17 protein-coding genes are annotated in these 19,624 nt (G+C 73.1%); 15 read left to right on the top strand and 2 right to left on the bottom strand.

From position 1 onward, the window contains the following. Nucleotides 1-3 precede the first annotated feature (3 nt). The 4 genes from CRP30_RS08995 to CRP30_RS08980 are packed head-to-tail and all read left to right on the top strand — an operon-like array spanning nucleotide 4 to nucleotide 3,865. Nucleotides 4-1,080, top strand: coding sequence for a 4-oxalomesaconate tautomerase (locus tag CRP30_RS08995; RefSeq protein ID WP_097183591.1), 1,077 nt, complete (start codon nucleotides 4-6; stop codon nucleotides 1,078-1,080). Nucleotides 1,081-1,092: 12 nt separating this feature from the next. Continuing rightward, complete coding sequence (locus CRP30_RS08990) at nucleotides 1,093-2,043, top strand: VOC family protein (protein WP_097183590.1); 951 nt, start codon at nucleotides 1,093-1,095, stop codon at nucleotides 2,041-2,043. Next, nucleotides 2,040-2,837, top strand: coding sequence for a DUF1932 domain-containing protein (locus CRP30_RS08985; RefSeq protein WP_097183589.1), 798 nt, complete (start codon nucleotides 2,040-2,042; stop codon nucleotides 2,835-2,837). The genes CRP30_RS08990 and CRP30_RS08985 overlap by 4 nt, the downstream gene beginning before the upstream one ends. Further along, nucleotides 2,834-3,865, top strand: a complete 1,032-nt coding sequence (locus CRP30_RS08980) for an amidohydrolase family protein (protein WP_097183588.1) — start codon at nucleotides 2,834-2,836, stop codon at nucleotides 3,863-3,865. The genes CRP30_RS08985 and CRP30_RS08980 overlap by 4 nt, the downstream gene beginning before the upstream one ends. 21 nt (nucleotides 3,866-3,886) lie before the next feature. Here CRP30_RS08980 and CRP30_RS08975 read toward each other — a convergent pair whose 3' ends face one another. Then, nucleotides 3,887-4,507: an antibiotic biosynthesis monooxygenase gene (locus tag CRP30_RS08975; RefSeq protein ID WP_143278430.1), complete on the bottom strand. Its 621-nt coding sequence runs from the start codon at nucleotides 4,505-4,507 to the stop codon at nucleotides 3,887-3,889. Nucleotides 4,508-4,727: 220 nt separating this feature from the next. On the opposite strand from CRP30_RS08975, the gene purU reads away from it, so the two are divergent. Continuing rightward, the gene (gene purU, locus CRP30_RS08970; RefSeq protein ID WP_097183587.1) at nucleotides 4,728-5,600 is read left to right on the top strand and encodes a formyltetrahydrofolate deformylase; all 873 of its coding nucleotides are present in this window, start codon (nucleotides 4,728-4,730) and stop codon (nucleotides 5,598-5,600) included. A gap of 29 nt (nucleotides 5,601-5,629) precedes the next feature. Here the strand turns inward: purU and CRP30_RS08965 are convergent, their stop codons facing one another. After that, nucleotides 5,630-6,832, bottom strand: a complete 1,203-nt coding sequence (locus tag CRP30_RS08965) for a cytochrome P450 (RefSeq protein ID WP_097183586.1) — start codon at nucleotides 6,830-6,832, stop codon at nucleotides 5,630-5,632. Nucleotides 6,833-7,011: 179 nt separating this feature from the next. Between CRP30_RS08965 and CRP30_RS08960 the strand changes: the two genes are divergently transcribed. From CRP30_RS08960 to CRP30_RS08915, 10 genes are all read left to right on the top strand, one after another. Next, nucleotides 7,012-8,220: an ABC transporter ATP-binding protein gene (locus CRP30_RS08960; protein WP_097183585.1), complete on the top strand. Its 1,209-nt coding sequence runs from the start codon at nucleotides 7,012-7,014 to the stop codon at nucleotides 8,218-8,220. Beyond that, nucleotides 8,217-9,980 (top strand): ABC transporter permease, encoded by a 1,764-nt coding sequence (locus CRP30_RS08955; protein ID WP_159961640.1) that lies wholly within the window; start codon nucleotides 8,217-8,219, stop codon nucleotides 9,978-9,980. Before CRP30_RS08960 ends, CRP30_RS08955 begins: the two co-directional genes overlap by 4 nt. Next, nucleotides 9,980-10,846 carry a PaaX family transcriptional regulator gene (locus CRP30_RS08950; protein WP_200814638.1) on the top strand — a complete coding sequence of 289 codons (867 nt, stop codon included), beginning with the start codon at nucleotides 9,980-9,982 and terminating at the stop codon, nucleotides 10,844-10,846. Before CRP30_RS08955 ends, CRP30_RS08950 begins: the two co-directional genes overlap by 1 nt. Further along, nucleotides 10,843-12,021 (top strand): cytochrome P450, encoded by a 1,179-nt coding sequence (locus tag CRP30_RS08945; protein WP_097183583.1) that lies wholly within the window; start codon nucleotides 10,843-10,845, stop codon nucleotides 12,019-12,021. Before CRP30_RS08950 ends, CRP30_RS08945 begins: the two co-directional genes overlap by 4 nt. Then, on the top strand, nucleotides 12,018-13,256 hold the full coding sequence (locus CRP30_RS08940) for a CaiB/BaiF CoA transferase family protein (RefSeq protein WP_097183582.1): 1,239 nt from the start codon (nucleotides 12,018-12,020) through the stop codon (nucleotides 13,254-13,256). Before CRP30_RS08945 ends, CRP30_RS08940 begins: the two co-directional genes overlap by 4 nt. A 1-nt stretch (nucleotide 13,257) precedes the next feature. Next, the gene (locus CRP30_RS08935; RefSeq protein WP_200814637.1) at nucleotides 13,258-14,361 is read left to right on the top strand and encodes a 2-hydroxyacyl-CoA dehydratase family protein; all 1,104 of its coding nucleotides are present in this window, start codon (nucleotides 13,258-13,260) and stop codon (nucleotides 14,359-14,361) included. Next, nucleotides 14,358-15,641 carry a 2-hydroxyacyl-CoA dehydratase family protein gene (locus CRP30_RS08930; RefSeq protein ID WP_097183581.1) on the top strand — a complete coding sequence of 428 codons (1,284 nt, stop codon included), beginning with the start codon at nucleotides 14,358-14,360 and terminating at the stop codon, nucleotides 15,639-15,641. The genes CRP30_RS08935 and CRP30_RS08930 overlap by 4 nt, the downstream gene beginning before the upstream one ends. A 59-nt stretch (nucleotides 15,642-15,700) precedes the next feature. Further along, a complete protein-coding gene (locus CRP30_RS08925; RefSeq protein ID WP_200814636.1) occupies nucleotides 15,701-16,762 on the top strand; it encodes an ABC transporter substrate-binding protein in 1,062 nt (353 codons plus the stop codon). A gap of 76 nt (nucleotides 16,763-16,838) precedes the next feature. Continuing rightward, a complete protein-coding gene (locus CRP30_RS08920) occupies nucleotides 16,839-18,029 on the top strand; it encodes a cytochrome P450 (RefSeq protein ID WP_097183580.1) in 1,191 nt (396 codons plus the stop codon). Between the two features lie 125 nt (nucleotides 18,030-18,154). Then, nucleotides 18,155-19,570 (top strand): alpha/beta hydrolase family protein, encoded by a 1,416-nt coding sequence (locus tag CRP30_RS08915; protein ID WP_097183579.1) that lies wholly within the window; start codon nucleotides 18,155-18,157, stop codon nucleotides 19,568-19,570. Nucleotides 19,571-19,624: the final 54 nt, after the last annotated feature.

Genomic DNA, 19,624 nt, shown 5'->3' with positions numbered 1-19,624 from the left:
GCGGTGAGCTACGACGAGACCGGGGTCCGCTGCACCATGCTGCGCGGCGGCACCTCCCGCGGTCTGTACTTCGAGCAGCACGACCTCCCGGCCGACGCGGGGGAGCGCGACGACCTGCTGCTCCGGCTCATGGGCACGCCGGACCCGCGCCAGATCGACGGGCTCGGCGGCGCCACGACGCTCACCAGCAAGGTGGCGATCGTCTCGCCGTCGGCAGCGCCGGACGTGGACGTCGACTACCTCTTCCTGCAGCTCGGCGTGGAGGACGCCACCGTGAGCGAGCTGCAGAACTGCGGCAACATCCTGGCCGGGGTCGGCCCGTTCGCCGTCGAGCGGGGACTGGTCCCGGCCGGCGAGGCCGAGACCAGCGTGCGGATCCGCATGGTCAACTCCGACAGCGTCGCCGTGGCCACCTTCCCGACGCCCGGCGGCCGGGTCGAGTACCGCGGCGACGTCGAGATCGCAGGCGTCCCCGGGACGGCCGCGCCCGTCGTGCTCGCCTTCGCCGACACGGAGGGCTCGGCCACCGGAGCGCTGCTGCCGACCGGCCACGTCCGCGACACCGTCGAGGGCATCGAGATCACCTGCGTCGACAACGGCATGCCCGTCGTCCTGGCGATGGCCGAGGCCTTCGGGCTCACCGGGTACGAGTCCCACGAGCAGCTCGCGGCGGACACCGCGCTGCTGGACCGGGTCGACGCGTTCCGTCGCAAGGCCGGCCAGCTCATGGGCCTGGGCGACGTCTCGCGCGCCTCCGTGCCGAAGACCGTCCTGCTCGCGGCCCCGGCCGACGGGGGCCAGGTAAGCACCCGGTCGTTCATCCCCGTCCAGCCGCACACCTCGATCGGCGTCCTCGGCGCGGTCAGCGTCGTGACCGGGATGCTGCTCCCCGGCGCGGTCGGGCACGAGCTCACCCGCGACTGGCCGCGGGACAGCTCGCAGGTCGACGTCGAGCACCCGACCGGGCACCTGCTCGTCGACGTCGTCGTCGACGGCTCCCGCACACCGCCGCGGGTGGTCCGCTCCGGTGTCGTCCGCACCGCCCGCAAGCTGTTCGACGGCACCGCCTACCCCCGCTGAGACGGAGACCTGATGCCCCCGCTGCACGACATCGCCCACCTCGCCCACATCGAGCTGCTCACGCACAAGCCCGAGGAGAGCCTGGACTTCTTCGTCCGCTACCTCGGGATGACCGAGAACGGCTCGTCCGGCGACTCGGTGTTCCTGCGGGCCTGGGACGACTACGAGAACACGACGATCAAGCTCACCGCCGCCGCGCAGCCGGGTGTGGGCCGGACCAACTTCCGGGCGAGCACCCCCGAGGCGCTGCAGCGCCGGGTGGCCGCGATCGAGGCGACCGGGCTGGGGAAGGGCTGGCAGGACGGCGACCCGGGCTACGGCCCGGTCTACGTGTTCACCGACCCCGACGGCCACGAGATGGGCGTCTACTACGAGACCGAGTGGTACCGGCCGGAGGGTGACCTGAAGCCCGCGCTGAAGAACCAGGCGCAGGCGTACCCCGGCCGCGGGGTGAGCGTGCGGCGGATCGACCACATCAACTACCTCGGCGTGAGCCCGGTGGAGAACCGCGACTTCTTCGTCGACACGCTCGGGGCCATGACCACCGAGCAGATCGTGCTCGACAGCGGTGAGATCGCGGGTACCTGGACCACCTTCACCAACCAGGGCTACAACGCGGTCTGGACCAAGGACAAGACCGGCACGGCCGGCCGGCTGCACCACATCTCGTTCGCCGTCGACAGCCGGGACGACATCATCCGCGCGGCCGACCTCGCCCTCGAGCAGGGCGTGCACATCGAGACCGGCCCGCACAAGCACACGATCCAGCAAAGCTTCTTCCTCTACGTCTGGGAGCCGGCCGGCAACCGGATCGAGCTGGACAACCCGGCCGCACGGCTCGTGTTCGCGCCCGACTGGCAGCCGGTCGACTGGTCGGAGGCCGAGCGCGCCAAGGGCCAGGCCTGGGGGCTGCAGACCATCTCCACCTTCCACACCCACGGCACGCCGCCGGTCCAGCAGTGACCCTGCGCGTCGCGGTCCTCGGCCTCGGCGAGGCAGGATCGGAGATCGCCCGCGACCTCGTCGCGGCCGGGGCCGACGTCGTCGGCTACGACCCGCTGGCGATCACCGTCGACGGCGTCCGGTCGCGCGGCAGCGAGGCGGAGGCGGTGGCCGATGCCGACCTCGTGCTCAGCGTCAACAGCTCGCACGACGCCATGACCGCGCTCGAGAACGCACTGCCGGGGTTGCGCCCCGGCACGCTGTGGGCCGACCTCAACACCGCCAGCCCGGGGGTGAAGGTGGCGCTCGCCGAACGGGCGGTGGCGCAGGAGGTCGCGGTGGTCGACGTCGCCCTGATGTCGCCGGTGCCGGGCAAGGGTCTGCGCACCCCGATGCTGGTGTCCGGCGACGCGGCCGACCGGTACGCCGGGTTCCTCGCGGGCCTCGGTGCCGATGTCGTCGTGCAGCCGGGCCCGGTGGGGACGGCGATCTCGCGCAAACTGCTCCGCAGCGTCTTCTACAAGGGGCTGGCCGCGGCCGTCGTGGAGGCGCTGCGCGGTGCCGAGGCCGCCGGCTGCGCGGACTGGCTGCGCGGCAACATCGCGGCGGAGCTGGCGGGTTTCGACGAGCGGACGGTCGACCGGCTGGTCGACGGCACGCACACGCACGCCCGGCGCCGGGCCGACGAGATGGCGGCCGCCACGGTGCAGCTGGAGGAGCTCGGCGTCCCGGCGCGCGTCGCTCCGGCCGCCCGGGACCTGCTCGTGGAGCTGCGCGACGCGCCGGCGGACGTCGCGGAAGGGGAGACCGCATGATCATCGACTGCCACGGCCACTACACGACGGCGCCGGCGGCGCACACCGCCTGGCGCGAGCAGCAGGTGTCGGCCTGGCAGGCCGGGACGACGCCACCGGCCTACCCGAGCATCAGCGACGACGAGATCCGCGAGACCATCGAGTCGAGCCAGCTGCGGCTGATGGACGAGCGGGGGATCGACGTCACCCTCTTCTCGCCGCGCGCCTCGGCGATGGCGCACCACGTCGGTGACGCGGCGGTGAGCCTGGAGTGGTCGCGTCGCTGCAACGACCTGGTGCACCGGGTGGCGACGCTCTACCCGGGCCGCTTCGTCCCGGTGGCGCAGCTGCCGCAGTCGCCCGGCGCGGACCTGCAGGCCTCGATCGCCGAGCTGCGCCGGTGCGTGGAGGAGCTCGGTTTCGTCGGCTGCAACCTCAACCCCGACCCCAGCGGCGGGTTCTGGACCTCCCCACGTCTGACCGACCGCAGCTGGTACCCGGTCTACGAGGCGATGGTCGAGCTCGACGTGCCGGCGATGGTGCACGTGTCGGCGTCGGCGACGCCGGTGTTCCACGCGACCGGCGCGTACTACATCAACGCCGACACGACGGCGTTCATGCAGCTCGTCCAGGGCGACCTCTTCGGCGACCTGCCCGATCTGCGGCTGGTCATCCCGCACGGCGGGGGAGCGGCGCCCTACCACTGGGGCCGCTACCGCGGGCTGGCGGACATGCTGGGTCAGCCGCCGGTCGAGACCAACGTGATGGGCAACGTCTACTTCGACACCTGCGTCTACCACCAGCCCGGCATCGACCTGCTGCTCGACGTGGTGGACACCCGCAACGTCCTGTTCGGGTCGGAGATGGTGGGAGCGGTGCGCGGGATCGACCCCCGGACCGGCCACCACTACGACGACACCCGGCGCTACGTCGAGGCCGCCGTCGCGAACGGGGCCCTCGACGACGACGCACGCGCGGCGGTGTTCGAGAGCAACGTCCGCCGCGTCTACCCACGGCTCGAGGCGCATCTGGACACCCCGGCGCGCTGACGCACGCGCCGGGGGAGGCGCTCAGTTGGTCTCGGGCACCCGCAGGTGCGCGATCGCGACGTCGAACTCGGCGGTGTCGACGACCTGGATGCCCATGGCGGGGGCGAACTCCTCCCGGAACTCCCGGGCTCCCTCGCCCGCCTGCTGCAGGTGCGCGGCGCTGTCGTAGGCGATGGCGGCCACGGTGAGCCCCTCGCTCCGGCGGACCATCACGCTCACGCTGCTGAACCCGGGCAGGTCGTCCAGCTTCGGCATCAGGGACAGGCGGACGGCGTCGACGGCGCGGTCGACGGCGTCAGGCGCGGTGCGGAGCCAGGTCACCCGCGAACGGGAACCCGGGTGGGCCTCGTCGACCCGGTGCATCGCGGCGATCTCCCACTCCTGAAGCTCCGGCGGCCCGCCCAGGATCTCGGCGGTGCGTCCCGCGGAGGACCGGACGACGTCCTGGCTGGAGCGCATCACCGCCTCGTCGCGCCACGACGTGGTGACGATGCAGCGGCCCGTGTCGCGGTCGGCGAGCATGGACAGGCCCACGCAGCCGTCCAGCGCGCGGAGCGCCGGCATCGCCACCTCGCGGACGTGGGCGGTCGTCGCGTCCATCGCATCCGGGTGCCCGTGGATCGTGGTGGATCGGGCGAACATCGGGGCCACTCGTCCTCCAGGTGCTTCTGCCGGCGTGAGGGAATCGTCGCCCACCGCGGGACGCACCGCCCGCGTCGATTGTCGCGGCCGCGGTACACCTCCCGCCGGGCGGCAGGCGTCATCTGCAGGATTCACAGCCCGGCTCCTGTGTCTAGGGTCACCACAGAACTGTCCCGCGGGCCGGCGATACGGCCTCGGGCTCCGATCAGTAGGAGGCGCAATGATGCGGCCCGCGGACGCGCAGCACGGCGTCCTGGTGCTGTCCTGCCAGGACGCGCCGGGGATCGTGCACGCGGTGTCGGCACTGCTCGTGCAGGAGCAGTGCACCATCGTCGAGAGCCACCAGTTCGACAGCCTCACCAGCGGCATGTTCTACATGCGGGTCGAGTTCGCGCACGTCGACGGCGCACCGCTCGATTTCGGCCACCTGTGCGGGGCCTTCGAGGAGATCGCCCAGCGCTTCGGGATGACGTGGCGGATCGCCGACGCCGCCGAGCGCCAGCGCGTCCTCATCATGGTCAGCCAGTACGCGCACTGCCTCAACGACCTGCTGTTCCGCAACTCGGTCGGTGAGCTGAACCTCGACGTCGTCGCGATCGTCTCCAACCACCCGGACCTGAAGAGCACCGCCGACTTCTACGGCGTGCCCTTCCACCACGTCCCGGTGACCCGTGAGACGAAGCCGGAGGCGGAGGCGGCGCTCCTCGACATCGTGCGCCGCGAGCGGGTGCAGCTCGTCGTCCTCGCCCGGTACATGCAGATCCTCACCGACGACCTCTGCCGGGCGCTCGAGGGCCGGGCGATCAACATCCACCACTCGATGCTGCCCAGCTTCAAGGGGGCCCGCCCGTACCACCAGGCGCACGCCCGCGGGGTGAAGTTCATCGGCGCGACGGCGCACTACGTCACCGGCGACCTGGACGAGGGGCCGATTATCGAGCAGGAGATGCTGCGGGTCGGCCACTCCCTGAGCCCCGAGCAGCTCGCTGCCCGGGGCCGGGAGGCGGAGACCCGGGCCCTCGCGCACGCGGTCCGCTGGCACACCGAGAACCGCGTCATCATCCACGGGGGCCGGACCGTCGTCTTCGAGTGAGCGGCGGAGGGTGACCGGGCGCTGCGATCTCAGGCGCGGACGAAGTCCAGCGGGACCGACCGCGTCCCCCACTCGGCCCAGATCGCCATCTCGGGGTCGCCGGCCAGCCGGAAGCTGCTGCTGCGGGACAGCGCCTCCTCCAGGGTGATCCGCATCATCATCCGGGCCAGTGGCGCGCCGGGGCAGCTGTGGGTGCCCCGGCCGAAGGAGATGTGCTTGTCGATGTTCGGCCGGTCCAGCACGAACGACTCCCCGTCCGGGAACACCCGCTCGTCCCGGTTGGCGGAGGTGTAGACGAGCGCGATGGGATCGTCCTTGCGGATAAGCTGGCCGGAGAGCACGACGTCCTCGCGCGCCGTCCGGGCCATGCCGCGGTACGGCGAGTAGAGCCGGAGGAACTCCTCGATCGCGGCGGGGATCGCCGCCGGGTCGGCGCGCAGGCGGTCCTGCAGTTCCGGGTCGCGGGACAGGTGGACGAACATGTTCCCGGTGAACACGCTCGGCGCGACCATGCCGGTGACGATCAGCTGACGGACGCAGCCGAGCACCATGTCCGCCGGCAGCGGCGCGCCCTGGTACTCGGCCGCCAGCAGCGCGGCGGTGAGGTCCTCCGCGGGGTCGTACCCGCCTGACCTGCGCTCGTCGATGATGTCCTGCGCGATCTCGTACAGCCGCCGGCTGAGCTTCTTGACCACCTCGTGGTCGAGGACCTGGATCGCGTCGACGTAGGTCCCGCTGACCTTCTTGATCTCCTCGGAGACGTCGACGGACAGGTTGAAGAAGTGCGCGAAGACGTGCGCGGGGAACTTGTGCGCGTACTCCTTGCACACGTCGACCCAGGGGGCGTCGATCAGCGGGTCGAGGAGCTCGACGGCGACCGCCCGGACCGAGGACTCGAGCCGCCGCATCCGCGGCGGCGTGAAGAACGCGTTGATCACCCGCCGGTACGCCATGTGCTCCGGTGGGTCGAGGTGCAGCGGCGGGCGGACCCCGGTGAACGCGAACTTCGGGATGGCGTTCTGCTTCGACGTCGTGAAGTGGTCGATGTCGGTGATCACCGTGAGCACCTCGTCGTAGCCCAGCGCCGCCCAGAAGCCGCCGTACTCCTGGCTCCGGGCGATCGGGCAGCGCGAGCGCAGGTCGGCGTACTCCTCGTGCGCGCTGGTGAACGTCTCGCCCGGGCGCACGGGATCGAAGTCGTTGGCCGTTCGACGGGCGTCGTCCGCAGTCATGGACGGAGGCTATCCCCGATCCCGACACTTTCGCCAGACCGTTGACGGGCGTCGTCGATTCGGCAAACATAGCGACGAGCGGGAGGCGTGACGCCGATCACCCAAGCGGAACGCCGCCTGATCGATACCCGCTCGAATGCCCAGCTCGCACCGCGCGAACAGAGAGACAGGTCGACGCGATGACGCCCGACACGCCTACCGCTTCCTCGACGCCGGTCGTGGAGGTGAGCAATCTCGTGAAGCGTTTCCGCCGCGAGAGCGGGGCGGTGGTGAATGCGATCGACGACGTCTCCTTCGAGGTCGCGGCGGGCGACTTCGTCGTCCTGCTCGGGCCCAGCGGATGCGGCAAGACGACGCTCCTGCGGGCCATCGCCGGCCTCGAGACACCCGACCAGGGGTCCATCCGCATCTCCGGACGGCCCGTCTACTCGTCGGCCGACCGCGTGGACGTGCCGCCGGAGCGCCGCGACATCAGCATGATCTTCCAGTCCTACGCCCTGTGGCCGCACATGACGGCGTTCAAGAACGTCGCCTACCCGCTGCAGAGCCGGCGCGGGCGCAAGATCGCGAAGGACGACATCGCCCGGCGGGTGCGGCAGGCGCTCGAGCTGGTCGGCGTCGGCGAGCTCGAGAAGCAGTACCCGGGCCAGATGAGCGGCGGCCAGCAGCAGCGGATCGCGTTGGCCCGGGCCCTGGTCAACAACGACGAGCTCGTGCTCTTCGACGAGCCGCTGTCCAACGTCGACGCCAAGGTCCGCGAGCAGCTCCGCTTCGAGCTGGTCTCGATGCAGCGCAAGCTCGGGTTCTCGGCGCTGTTCGTGACGCACGACCAGACCGAGGCCATGGAACTGGCGCACCGCATCGCCGTCCTCGACAGCGGCCGCATCGTGCAGTTCGGCAGCCCCCAGGAGATCTACCACCGGCCGGCGACCCGCTACGTGGCGAAGTTCATCGGGGCGATCAACGAGGTCGTCGGCACGGTCACGACGGTCGACGGCGGCAGCGTGGTCGTCGACTCGCCCTACGGGAAGTTCGTGGGGGCGACGGTCGGCCACCGCTTCTCGGTCGGTGACCGGGCGGCCGCGATGTGGCGGCCCGAGCGGGGCCGCCTCACCCAGGACGAGCCCCGGACGGTCAACCGGTGGCCCGGCCGGGTCAAGGCGCCGCTGTTCGTGGGGTCGCACACCGAGTACCTGGTCAGCGTCGGCGCGTCCCAGACCGACGTGCGGCTGTGGAGCCCGCGGTCGGACCTGGTCGCGGCCGGCTCGGAGGCCTGGGTCTCCGTGGACGCCGACGACGTGCTCGTGCTGCCGGTCGACGAGCCGGCCGACCCGGCTGCCGGCAGCACGTCCGTCCCCGTTGCGCCGGTGATGGTGCCGGCCTCGTGAGCGCCGCCGACGTCTTCCTCGGCCGCCCCTCGGCGCCGGTCCGCCGCGCCCGGCGGCTCCCCGGCCCGTTCGACGCGGTGACCCTGCTCATCGCGGCCGTGCTCATCGCCATCGTCGTCGTCCCGCTGGGGCGCGTCCTCCTCCGGCTGTTCTGGGTCGACGGTGCGCTCACCCTCGACCCGATCCGCCGCACCCTGGCCATCCCCGACCTCGGCAAGCTGTTGCTCGACACGTTCGTCCTCGTCCTGGCCAGCGCGGTCCTCGCGTTCGTCATCGGGGTGGCCCTGGCGTGGCTCAACGAGCGGACCAACGCCCGCATGGGCCTGCTGACCGACGCCCTTCCGCTCCTGCCGTTCCTGCTGCCCCCGGTGGCCGGCGCGGTCGGCTGGACGATGCTGCTCTCACCGCGGGCCGGGCTGCTCAACGACTGGATCCGGGACTTCCTGGCGCTGTTCGGCGTGGACATGCGCGAGGGCCCGCTGGACATCAACTCCTGGTACGGGCTGATCCTGGTGATGGCGTTCTACGCCGTCCCGTTCGTCTTCATGAACGCCTCCGCCGGGCTGCGCAACCTCGACCCGGCACTCGAGGAGGCGTCGCGACTGTCCGGGGCGAGCACGTTCCGCACGCTGCGGAAGATCACGCTGCCGGCGGTCGCCCCCAGTCTCGGTGCCGGCTTCCTGCTGGCCGTCTGGTTCGGCGTCGGCATGTTCTCCATCCCGGCCATCATCGGCACGCCGGCCGGGATCGACGTCATCTCCGTCCGCATCGTCGAGCTGCTGACGTTCACCTTCCCGCCGCAGACGGACCTCGCGATCGGTCTGTCCGGTTTCGTCGTCCTCTTCGTCGGGCTGGCCTACTGGCTGCAGCTGCGCATCCTCCGGCGCGGCCGGTACGCCACCGTGGCCGGCAAGGGCGCCCGGGCGAAGACGCTCGACCTGGGCGGGTGGAAGTGGCCGGCCCGGCTGCTGGTGCTCGGGTACGTCGTCGTCTCGACGCTCCTGCCCATCCTCGCCCTGGTGCTGGTCTCGCTGAACGGCTTCTGGACGCCGGACATCGCGTGGGACAGCCTCAGCTTCGCCGCGGTCTCCGAGGCGGTGTTCGAGGACGCGACGACCCTCAAGGCGCTGCGGAACAGCTTGTTCCTCGGGCTGGTCGGTGGCCTGATCGGCATCCTCGGCGCGGCCATGATCGCCCTCTACGTCTCGCGCAAGCGCACGGCGCTGGCCAAGGGCATCGACGTCGCGGTCAAGCTCCCGGCCGCCATCTCGAACATGGTGATCGCCGTCGGCATCCTGCTGCTGCTCGCCGGCGCCCCGTTCCACCTCACCGGCACGCTGTTGATCCTCCTCATCGGGTACCTCGCGCTGTACCTGCCGCAGGCGTCGATCGCCGCCGACGCCGCGGTGAGCGGCGTCGGCAAGGAACTGCCGGAGGCCTCGGCGATCTCCGGCGCCCGGCCGTCCCGCACCTTCCGCAAGGTGTACGTGCCGCTGATGATCCCGGGACTGGTCGCCGGGTGGGCGTTGCTCTTCATCCGCATCGTGGGCGACCTGACGGCGTCGGCCATCCTCGCCGGCACGGCGAACCCGGTCGTGGGGTTCCGGATCCTCGAAGTGTTCACGAGCGGCTCGTTCGCCCTGCTCGCCTCGCTGTCGACGGTCCTGGTGCTGATCACCGCCACCGTGCTGGTCGTCGTCCTCGCGTACACCCGCCGGAAGTCCAAGCTGGGCGTCAGCGCCCGGGTCGGAGGGGTGTGATGGCCACCCCTGCGATGGCCACGCCTGCGATGGTCGACGAGGTCGTCGGGCTGGATCCGGGGCTGCGGCCGGAGAGCGTGCTGCTGACGTTCTTCGGTGTGCACGTGCTCGGGCGACCGGTGATGGTGGCCTCCACCGGCGTCCTCGACGTCATGGAGCGGGTCGGGGTGTCGCCGCACGCCACCCGTTCGGCCCTCGCACGGATGGTGAAGAAGGGCCTGCTCGTCAGCGAGCGGCGAGGACGGCCGGTGTACTTCGGCCTCACCCCGCGCTCGGAGGAGGTGCTCGCCGACGGTGGCGTGCGCATCTGGCGCAGCGGTGCGGTCAACCGCCACTGGGACGGGCGCTGGACCTTGCTGAGTTTCTCGCTGCCGGAGTCGTGGCAGCGGCAACGGCACGAGCTGCGTTCCCGGCTGCTGTGGGCCGGCCTCGGTCCGCTCCAGGGCGGGCTGTGGGTGGCGCCGGCGACCGTCGACGTCGAGCGCCTGCTCGACGGGCTGGAGGCGGCACGGCACGTCCGTGCCTTCCTCGCCTCCCCGGCCCACGGCACGGACGTCGCCGCGATGGTGGCCGACGCCTGGGACCTGCCGCTGCTGGCCGGGCGGTACGAGACTTTCATCGAACGGTGGGACGGCGGGGTCGCGGACCGCGCCTCCACCGACCCGCTCGGCCGCCAGCTGGCGCTGCAGGCCGAGTGGCTGCGGGCGATCCGTGCCGACCCCCGGCTGCCGGTCGAGCTGCTCCCCGCCCCCTGGCCCGCCGAGCGGGCGCAGGAGCTGTTCCACCGGCTGCACGCCGAGGTCGAGGTGCAGGCACGGGCGACGGCGGCCGAGCTGCTGCACACCATCCCGGTGCCGGTCCGATGAGCGACTTCGACCCGCTGGCGTCGGACGCGCCGGACGACGCCCTGGCCATGTACGCCGACCTGCGCGGGCGCTGCCCGGTGGCGCACACCGACGCCTACGGCGGCCACTGGGCACTCACCCGCTACGCCGACGTGGCGGCGGCCGCGGCCGACTCCCGCACGTTCATCTCCTCCGTGCGCGCCGTCGTGCCGAGCGACCCCCGGGGGTTGCGCCGTCCGCCGCTGAACTTCGACGCCCCGGCGCACACGCCCTACCGCAAGGCGCTCGACCGCACCCTGCAGCGCTCGCGGATCGCGAAGCTCGAGCCGCGGCTGCGCGAGCACGCCGTCCGGGAGCTGGCTCCGATGGTGGAGCGGGCCAGCGGCGACGTCGCGCAGGAGTACGGGGCCCGTTTCCCTGCATGGGTCACCACCGAGTGGCTCAACCTGCCCGACGAGACCGCGCCGCAGCTGGCCGACACCGCGACGGCCTGGGTCCGCGCCTGGCGGCGGATGGACGGGCCGGTCGTCAACGAGATGAGCGAGCGGATGTACGGCATCGCCCGCGATCTCGTAGCCGCACGCCGCACGGCCCCCCTGCCCGTCGAGGACGACCCGGCGAGCTCGCTCCTCGCGGAGCGCGTCGACGGGCAGCCGCTGGACGAGGAGCACCTGGTGGGGGCGCTGCGCCAGAGCCTGGTCGTCGGCATGGTCGCGCCACCGATCCTGCTGGGGTCGATCTGCGTGCACCTCTCGCGCGACCAGGAGCTGCAGGCCCGGCTGCGGGCGCACCCCGAGCTGCTGCCGGCCGCGGTCGAGGAGTTCCTCCGCCTGTACACGCCGTACCGCGGTTTCGCCCGGACGGTGGCGCAGGAGGTGGAGCTGCACGGACGCCGGATCCCGCCCGCAGAGCCGGTGACCCTGGTCTACGCCTCGGCCAACCGGGACGCCGAGCAGTTCCCCGACCCGGACAGGTTCGTGCTGGACCGGCCCAACATCGCCGGTCACCTGGCGTTCGGCCGGGGCCGGCACCGCTGCGCCGGCATGCCACTGGCCCGGCTCGCCGTCCTCGTGGCCCTCGGGGAACTGCTGACCGGGACCAGCGGGTTCGAGGTCGACGGTCCGCTGGAGGGCGCCCGCATGCCGGAGATCGGCTACGTCTCGGTTCCGCTGCGGATCACCGGGGGAGCGGCATGAGCGCCGAACGTCCCCTGTCCGGCATGGTCGTGATCGACCTGACCAACGCGCTCGCCGGCCCCTACGCGACGCTGCTGCTGGCCGGCCTCGGGGCGCGGGTCATCAAGGTGGAGAACCCGCACCGCGGCGGCGACCCGGCGCGGAACAACTCGCCGTACGTCACCGGTGAGGGCCTGGCCGTCCGCCGCAGCGCGCCGGAGGACATGTCGGTGTCGATGCTGGTGCGCGGCCGCGGCAAGGAGAGCGTCACCCTCGACCTGCGGGACCCGCGCGGCCGCGAGGTCCTCGCGGACCTCGTCCGGCGGGCGGACATCCTGGTCGAGAACTACAGCGCCGGGGTGACCACGCGGCTCGGGATCGATCCCGCCTGGGCGCAGGAGATCAACCCGCGGCTGGTGTACACGTCGATCAGCGGCTTCGGCGCCGACGGCGGACCCGGCACCGGCAAGGCCATGGACACGATCGTCCAGGCACTGTCCGGCGTGATGATGACGTCGGGCGCGCCCGGCGACGCGCCGGTACGGCTGGGGCTGCCGATCGCCGACCTGCTGGCCCCGCTGTACGCGGTGATCGGCACCGTGTCGGCGGTGCTCCAGGCGCAGCGCACCGGCGCCGGGCAGCACGTCGACGTCTCGATGCTCGGCGCGCTCACCTCGCTGGTCGCCTGCGAGCCGTTCGACGCGTTCGAGCAGATCGGCCTGCCGCTGCGCACCGGTGCCACCGTGCCCCGGCTCGCGCCGTTCGGCACCTTCCAGGCCGAGGACGGCTGGTTCGCGCTGTGCGCGCCGGTCGACCCGTTCGCGCACGGCGTGCTGCGGGCCATCGGCCGTCCCGACCTGGTGGACGACGCGCGCTTCGGCGACCGTGACGGGCGCGTGGCCCACGCCGACGAGCTGCACGGGCTCATCTCGGACTGGTCGTCGGGTCGTCCGGTCGCCGAGGTCGTCGCCGCCCTCGACGCCCACGGCGCCCCCGCCGCCGAGGTGCGCGACCCGAGCGCCGCGGTCCGGGACCCGCTCGTCCTGGCCCGCGGCGAGGTCGTCCGCCTGACCGACCCCGCGGGCGCCGGCGCGGACCTCTACGCCACCGGTGTCCCGATCGTCTTCTCCGGCCGGGCGAGCACCATCGACGGGTCCGCGCCGCAGCTGGGTGAGCACTCCCGGTCGGTGCTGCGCGAGCTGTGCGGTTACGCCGAGGAGCGCATCGACGCCCTCGTCGACGCGGGGGTGGTCTGAGGTGACCGCCCCGGAACGCCTCGCCGAGCTGTACGCCGCCCGACCGGAGCTTGCGCGCGACCTGGCCGCCGGTGGCACGCCGGTGGTCGGCGTCGTCGGCGCCGACGTCCCCGCCGAGCTGGTCGAGGCGGCCGGGGCGGTCGCGTACCGCCTGCACGGCTCCCCGGACGTGGTGTCCGACGAGGCCCGGGCCGTCCTGGGCGCGGCACTCGACCCGGTCGCCCACTCGGTGCTCACCCGGCTGCTCGACGGCTCCCTGGCCTTCCTCGCCGGCCTCGTCGTCTCCCGCGACTCGCAGGCCTCGCTGCAGCTGTTCTACGCGCTGCGCGAGCTCCGTCGGCTGGAGCCGGGCCGGGGCCTCCCACCGGTCGTCCTGCTGGACCTGCTGCACCTGCCGACCGGGCACACCGCGCGCTACGACGAGGTCCGGCTCCGGCAGCTGGCCGGGCAGCTCACCCGCTGGACGGGGACGCCGGCCACGCCGGACCGCCTCGCCGGCGCCGTCGGCGCGGCCGGTGAGGTGCGGGCCCTGCTGCGCGAGGTCGGTTCGCTCCGCCGGGAGGCGCGGCTCACCGGGACGACGGCCCTCCACGCGGTCGGGGTGGCGACGGCGCTGCCCGCTGCCGACGCCGTCCCGCTGCTCCGGCAGGTGGTGGTCGGCGCGGTGGGGGAGGTCCCCGCCGCCCGTCGCGTCTTCGTCACCGGCAGCGGTCAGGACACCGACGAGCTGTACCGGGCGCTGGAGCAGGAGATCGGCTGCCTGGTGGTGGGGGAGGACCACGACTGGGGCGCCTCCGCGGGGCCGGCCGAGCCGGCCGGCGCGGACCTGGCCGCGCTGGGCGTCGCCTACCGCGATCGCGGGCCGGCCGCCCCGACGGCGTCCATCGCGCGCCGCGCCGCCGCGACCGCGGAAGCGGTCCGCGGCGCCCGGGCCGAGCTGCTGCTCGCCGTCGTCCGGGAGCACGACGAGGCGCCCGCCTGGGACTTCCCGGCCCAGGCAGCTGCCGTCGACGTCCCCGCCGTGCTGCTCGCGCGGCAGCCGTACCGCGTGGACCTCGCGAAGCTGCGCGAGGTCGTCGGCGTGGCCGCCGGGAGCCCGTCGTGACCCGGCTCGCCGCCGCGGGCGCCGCGACGGCGTACCAGAAGGAGTGGTTCGCCCGGCTACGCGCGCAGGCCGCCGCGGGGGAGCCGATCGCGCTGGTGAACGCCGACGCCCCGCAGGAGCTCCTGCGGGCGATGGACATCCCGTACGTGGTCAACCAGTGGTGGGCGTCCGTCGTGGCGGCCAAGCAGCGGGCCGACGACGCCCTGCAGGTGCTGCGCGACCGCGGGTACCCCGACTACAGCCGGCAGTACGACGCGATCTCGCTGGGGTCGCACTTCCTGGCCGACGCCCCGTGGGGCGGACTGCCGCAGCCGGCCGTCGTCATCGCGGAGAACAGCGGCGACGCGGCACGCAAGGTCTTCGACCTGTGGGCCGAGCTGCCCGGCACCGACTTCTACCCGCTGGAGCGCTCCTCGGCCGTCGAGGTGCCGTCGCGGTGGTGGGAGCTGGTGCCGCACCGCTGGGAGGAGGCGTTCGGGTCCGAGCGCATCGACCTCCTGGCCGGTGAGATCGCCGACCTGGCCGCCTGGCTCACCGAGCGCACCGGACGGGTGCTCGACGTCGACCGGCTCGGGTCGGTGATGGACCTGGTCAACGAGCAGGCCGAGTGGAACCGCCGGACGCGGGACCTCGTCGCCGCCGCGCGACCCACCCCGGTACGGGTCGGCGACACGATCCCCGCCGTGATGGTGCCGCAGTGGCACCGCGGTACCGAGTGGGGCCGGGACGCCGCGCGCCGGCTGTACGAGGAGGTGGCCGGGCTGGTCGAGGCCGGCACCGCGGTGGTGCCGGACGAGCGCCTGCGGCTGATGTGGCTCGGGCGAGGGCTCTGGTACGACCTGGGCCTCTACCGGCGGTTCGAGGAGCGCTACGGCGCGGTCTTCGTCTGGTCCATGTACCTGGCCATCGCCGCCGACGGGTACCTCCGCTACGGCCCCGACCCGGTACGGGCGCTGGCCGGCCGGTTCGCCGGGATCACCGACCAGCTCTACACCCCGCCGTGGAGCACCGAGTGGTACGTCAAGGAGGCCCGGGCGCACGGCGTCGACGGCGTCGTGCACCTGGTCGCCGACGACGTCCCGGGCAGCTGGTTCACGACCCGGGCGCTCGAGGACGCCGGCATCCCGGTCCTGGAGATCCACGCGAGCAACGCCGACCCGCGCACCGGTGGACCGGACCGCATCGACGCGGCGGTCAGCGAGTTCATCGAGCGCCGGCTCACCGAGCGGCCGGACCCGGAAGGGAGGCCGCCCCTGCAGGCCGACGTCCGCTCCAGCTGACGACCGCACCGCCATCCCCGCCACACCCGCACCGACGCGGGAGAAGAAAGGACACGTCAATGCGCGCCAGGAAGAAGAGCATGGCTCCGGGTGCGGGCCCCGCCCTCACGATGACCCTCACGCTGGCCCTGACCCTCACCGCCTGCGGGGGAGGGGGGAACGACGACGGCGGCGAGGAGGTCGCGGCGCCCACGCTGGACAACTCCGCCGAGCTGGACGAGCTGGTGTCCGCGGCGCAGGAGGAGGGCTGCCTCACCGTCTACGGGACCGTGGACGAGACGATCCTGCAGTCGGTCACCGAGGCGTTCACCGAGCAGTACGACGTCCCGGCGTCCTTCGTCCGGCTGGTCTCGGCCGACCTGAGCCAGCGCTTCTCGACGGAGGCGCAGGCCGGGGCGACCGTCGCCGACGTCGTCCTGCTGACCTCGTCGCCGTTCTACGGCGAGGCGCTGGGCAACGGGTGGCTGCAGCCGGTGAACGAGGCGGAGCTGCCGGCGTTCCCCGGCGAGTTCCCCGAGGACTACACGTCCGACGAGGGTGCCACGCCGGTCGTCAGCCTCGTGCCGACGACCATGGTCTACAACACCGATCTGGTGTCGGAGGCGCCGACCTCGTGGGAGGACTACGGCGACCCGGCGAACAAGGGCGAGCTGCTGCTCGCCGAGCCGTCGTCCTCGCCGGCGAACGTCGCGTTCTGGGCCCTGATGCGCGAGGAGTACGGCGACGAGTTCCTCGAGGCCGTCGCCGCGAACGAGCCGCGCTGGTACAACTCCGCCGTCCCGGCCACCCAGGGCGTGGCGGCGGGCGAGGGCGCCCTCGGCTTCCCCGGCGTCGCCGCGATCGTGGCCGGTCTGCAGGAGCAGAACGCCCCCGTCGACGCGGCGGTGCTCTCGCCGACGACCGGGCCGGAGATCGGGCTGGGCCTCGCGGCCGAGAGCCCCTGCCCGAACGCCGGGAAGCTCTTCGCCAACTACCTGCTGTCGGAGGAGGGCAACACGTACTTCAACGAGGTCTCCGAGGCGATCTCGCCGTACGGCGAGGACGTGCAGGACTTCGTCCGCCCGACGCCGGTCCCCGAGGCCGAGGCGGCCGAGATCAGCGCCCTGCTCGGCGCCCCCTGATCGGGTGGCTGCGCCGGTCCCTGGGACCGGCGCAGCCGCTCCGTCCCACTGCACTGAGCGCCGGCGAGGGAGACCGATGAGCGGCGAGGCCCGACCCCAGCCCGACTGGGACCCGATCGGCCCCGGGGTGGAACGGGACCCCACCGAGGAGCACGCCCGGCTGCGGCGCGAGTGCCCGGTCCCGTACGCCGATCGTTTCGGTGGCTTCTGGACGCTGACGCGTCACGAGGACGTCGTCGCCGCGGCCCGGGACACCGACACGTTCCTGAGCTCCCGCAAGGCCACGATCCCGGACTCGGCGGCCGCCCGTCCGGCCCGACCACCCCTGGAGGCCGATCCGCCGGAGCACACCTTCTACCGTCAGCTGCTGAACCCGTTCTTCGCCCCGCGGCGGATCCGGGCGATCGAGCCCGTCATGCGCCAACTGGCCGGCGAGCTGATCGAGTCGCTGGCGGACGACGGCGAGGCCGACGTGGTGGCCCGCTTCGCCAACCCCTACCCGGCAGGCGTCCTGTGCGCCTTCCTCGGGCTCCCGCGGGAGGACTGGAGCGATCTCAAGGACTGGGCCGGCGAGGTCCTCTCCGCCGCTCGGGTGGGCGACACCGCTGCGCAGGAGGAGGCGAACCGGCGGATCTACGACTACGTCGCACGCATCGTGGCAGACCGGCAGGCCTGCCCCGGCGATCCCGGCAGCGATCTCGTCACGGGCCTGCTCGTCGCCCAGGCCGGTGGCGACGGCCTGACCGCCGACGGGGTCACCGGCGTCGTGCGCCTCATGCTGCAGGCCGGCCACGGCACGACGACGAACGCGGTGGGCAGCGCCTTCCGCCGTCTCGCGGAGCACCCCGGTGAGCAGGAGCGGCTCCGGGCGGACCCCGCGTCGATCCCGCGATACCTCGAGGAGGTCCTGCGGATGTGGACGCCCGCTCGCCTGCTCGCGCGCACCGCGTCCCGGGACACCGTGGTCGGCGGACGGGCCATCCGGGCCGGTGACAAGGTCGCGCTGATGTGGGCTTCCGCGAACCGTGACGAGGCCGCCTTCCCCGAACCGGAAGGATTCCGGACCGACCGCCGGCCGAACCGGCACGTCGCCTTCGGCAGCGGGATCCACTTCTGCCTGGGGGCGCCGCTGGCCCGCGCCGAGCTCAGGGTCGCGGTGGAGGAGCTGCTGGCCAGGACCTCCCGCGTGGAGCCGGCCGGGCCGGTCGTCATGGCCCGCTGGCCGCACATCGGCCCCGAGTCGCTGCCCCTGCGCGTCGTCCGCTGAGAGGGCTCCCTGCCCCTCATCGGGCCACTCCCGTCGTCCGCCTCCGCGACCCGCCGAGGCGGCCGCCCGCCGGACTCCCCGGCGGGCTCCACCGACCCCTCCCGGGTCCGATCGAGGGATGCTGCATGCTCCGACGACGAAGCCTGCTCGCCGCCGTCACGCTCACGGTGGCCGGTGCGGCCGGCCTTGCGCCGCCCGCCGCCGCCGCGGACGTCACCTGCCAGACCCAGCCGGACGGGACCGCCGTCTGCACCGGGGCGACCACCGCCGAGAACGGGGCCCAGGCGCCCTTCCGCTACGAGGTGCCGGCCGACTGGAACGGGACCCTGCTCGTCTGGAGCCGGGGCGGGCCGGTGCCGACACCGCCCATGCCGGGTCCGGACAACCTGCGCGCGACCCTGCTCGACCAGGGGTACGCCCTCCTCGCGTCCACCTATTCCCGCTTCGGGTGGGCCGTGGAAGAGGGGCCCGCCGACCAGATGGCCGCACTGGACGCCTTCACCACCGGGGTCGGCACCCCGGAGCGGACGATCGCCTGGGGCGGCTCGCTCGGCGGGGTGATCACCGGCGCGATCGTCGAGCGCTACCCCGACCGCATCGACGGGGCCATCCCGCTCTGCCACGGGCTGGGCGGCACGACGGCGCAGTGGAACCAGCTGCTCGACGCCACCTTCGTGGTCGACGAGCTCATCGCCACCGAGGACGACCTCGACCTGGTGGACCTGCCGCCCTTCCCCGGGCCCACGCCACCCGACGCCGCTGCGGCCGCGGCGCTCCTGCAGGAGGCGCAGGCCACCCCCGAGGGGCGGGCGCGCATCGCGCTGGCGGCGGCGATGAACAATGCGCCGCTGTGGGTCGATCCGGCCGATCCGGAGCCCGGCCGGCACGACCTGGCCGCGCAGCAGGCGCAGCTGCACGACGCGCTGCAGAACGCCGTCCGGCTGGGCATGGGCGTCCCGCGCCAGGAGCTCGAGTACCGGGCGGGTGGCAACTTCTCCTGGAACGTCGGCGTCGACTACCGCGAGCAGCTGCAGCGGTCCGGCCACCGGCAGCTCGTCGAGCGGCTGTACCGCGCCGCGGGGCTGGACCTGCGCGACGACCTCGACCGGCTGGCCGCGGCGCCCCGGATCGGCGCCGACCCCGAGGCCGTCGCCTACGCCAAGGCGAACCTGGCGCCCAGCGGTGAGATCTCGATCCCGGTGCTGACGATGAACACCACCGGCGACGCGTCGGCCCTGGCGTCGCACAGCAGGACGTACGAGGACGTCGTCCGCCGGGCGGGCAACGCGCAGCTCCTGCGCACCGCCTACGTCCACGGGCCGGGCCACTGCACGTTCACCGCGGCCGAGCACCTGGCCGCGCTGCGCACGATGGAGCACCGGCTCGACACCGGCCGATGGGGCGACGCGGCGACCCCGCGGGCGATGAACCGCCTCGCCACGGAGAGCGGTGTCGCCGGTCCGGCCCGCTTCGTGCGGGTTACGCCGGAGCGTCTGCTGCGCCCCTGCAACGCGGGGGAGGAGTGCCCCGGGCAGCCCTGACCGCTCACTCCTGCGGGGGCGTCGCCGGTGGCGGCGCCCCCGTGGACGGGCGGG

Source organism: Blastococcus haudaquaticus, from assembly GCF_900230285.1.
Lineage (GTDB): Bacteria > Actinomycetota > Actinomycetes > Mycobacteriales > Geodermatophilaceae > Blastococcus_B > Blastococcus_B haudaquaticus.
The sequence above is the reverse complement of the archived record's forward strand: the minus strand, read 5'-3'. Positions and strand labels throughout refer to the sequence as shown.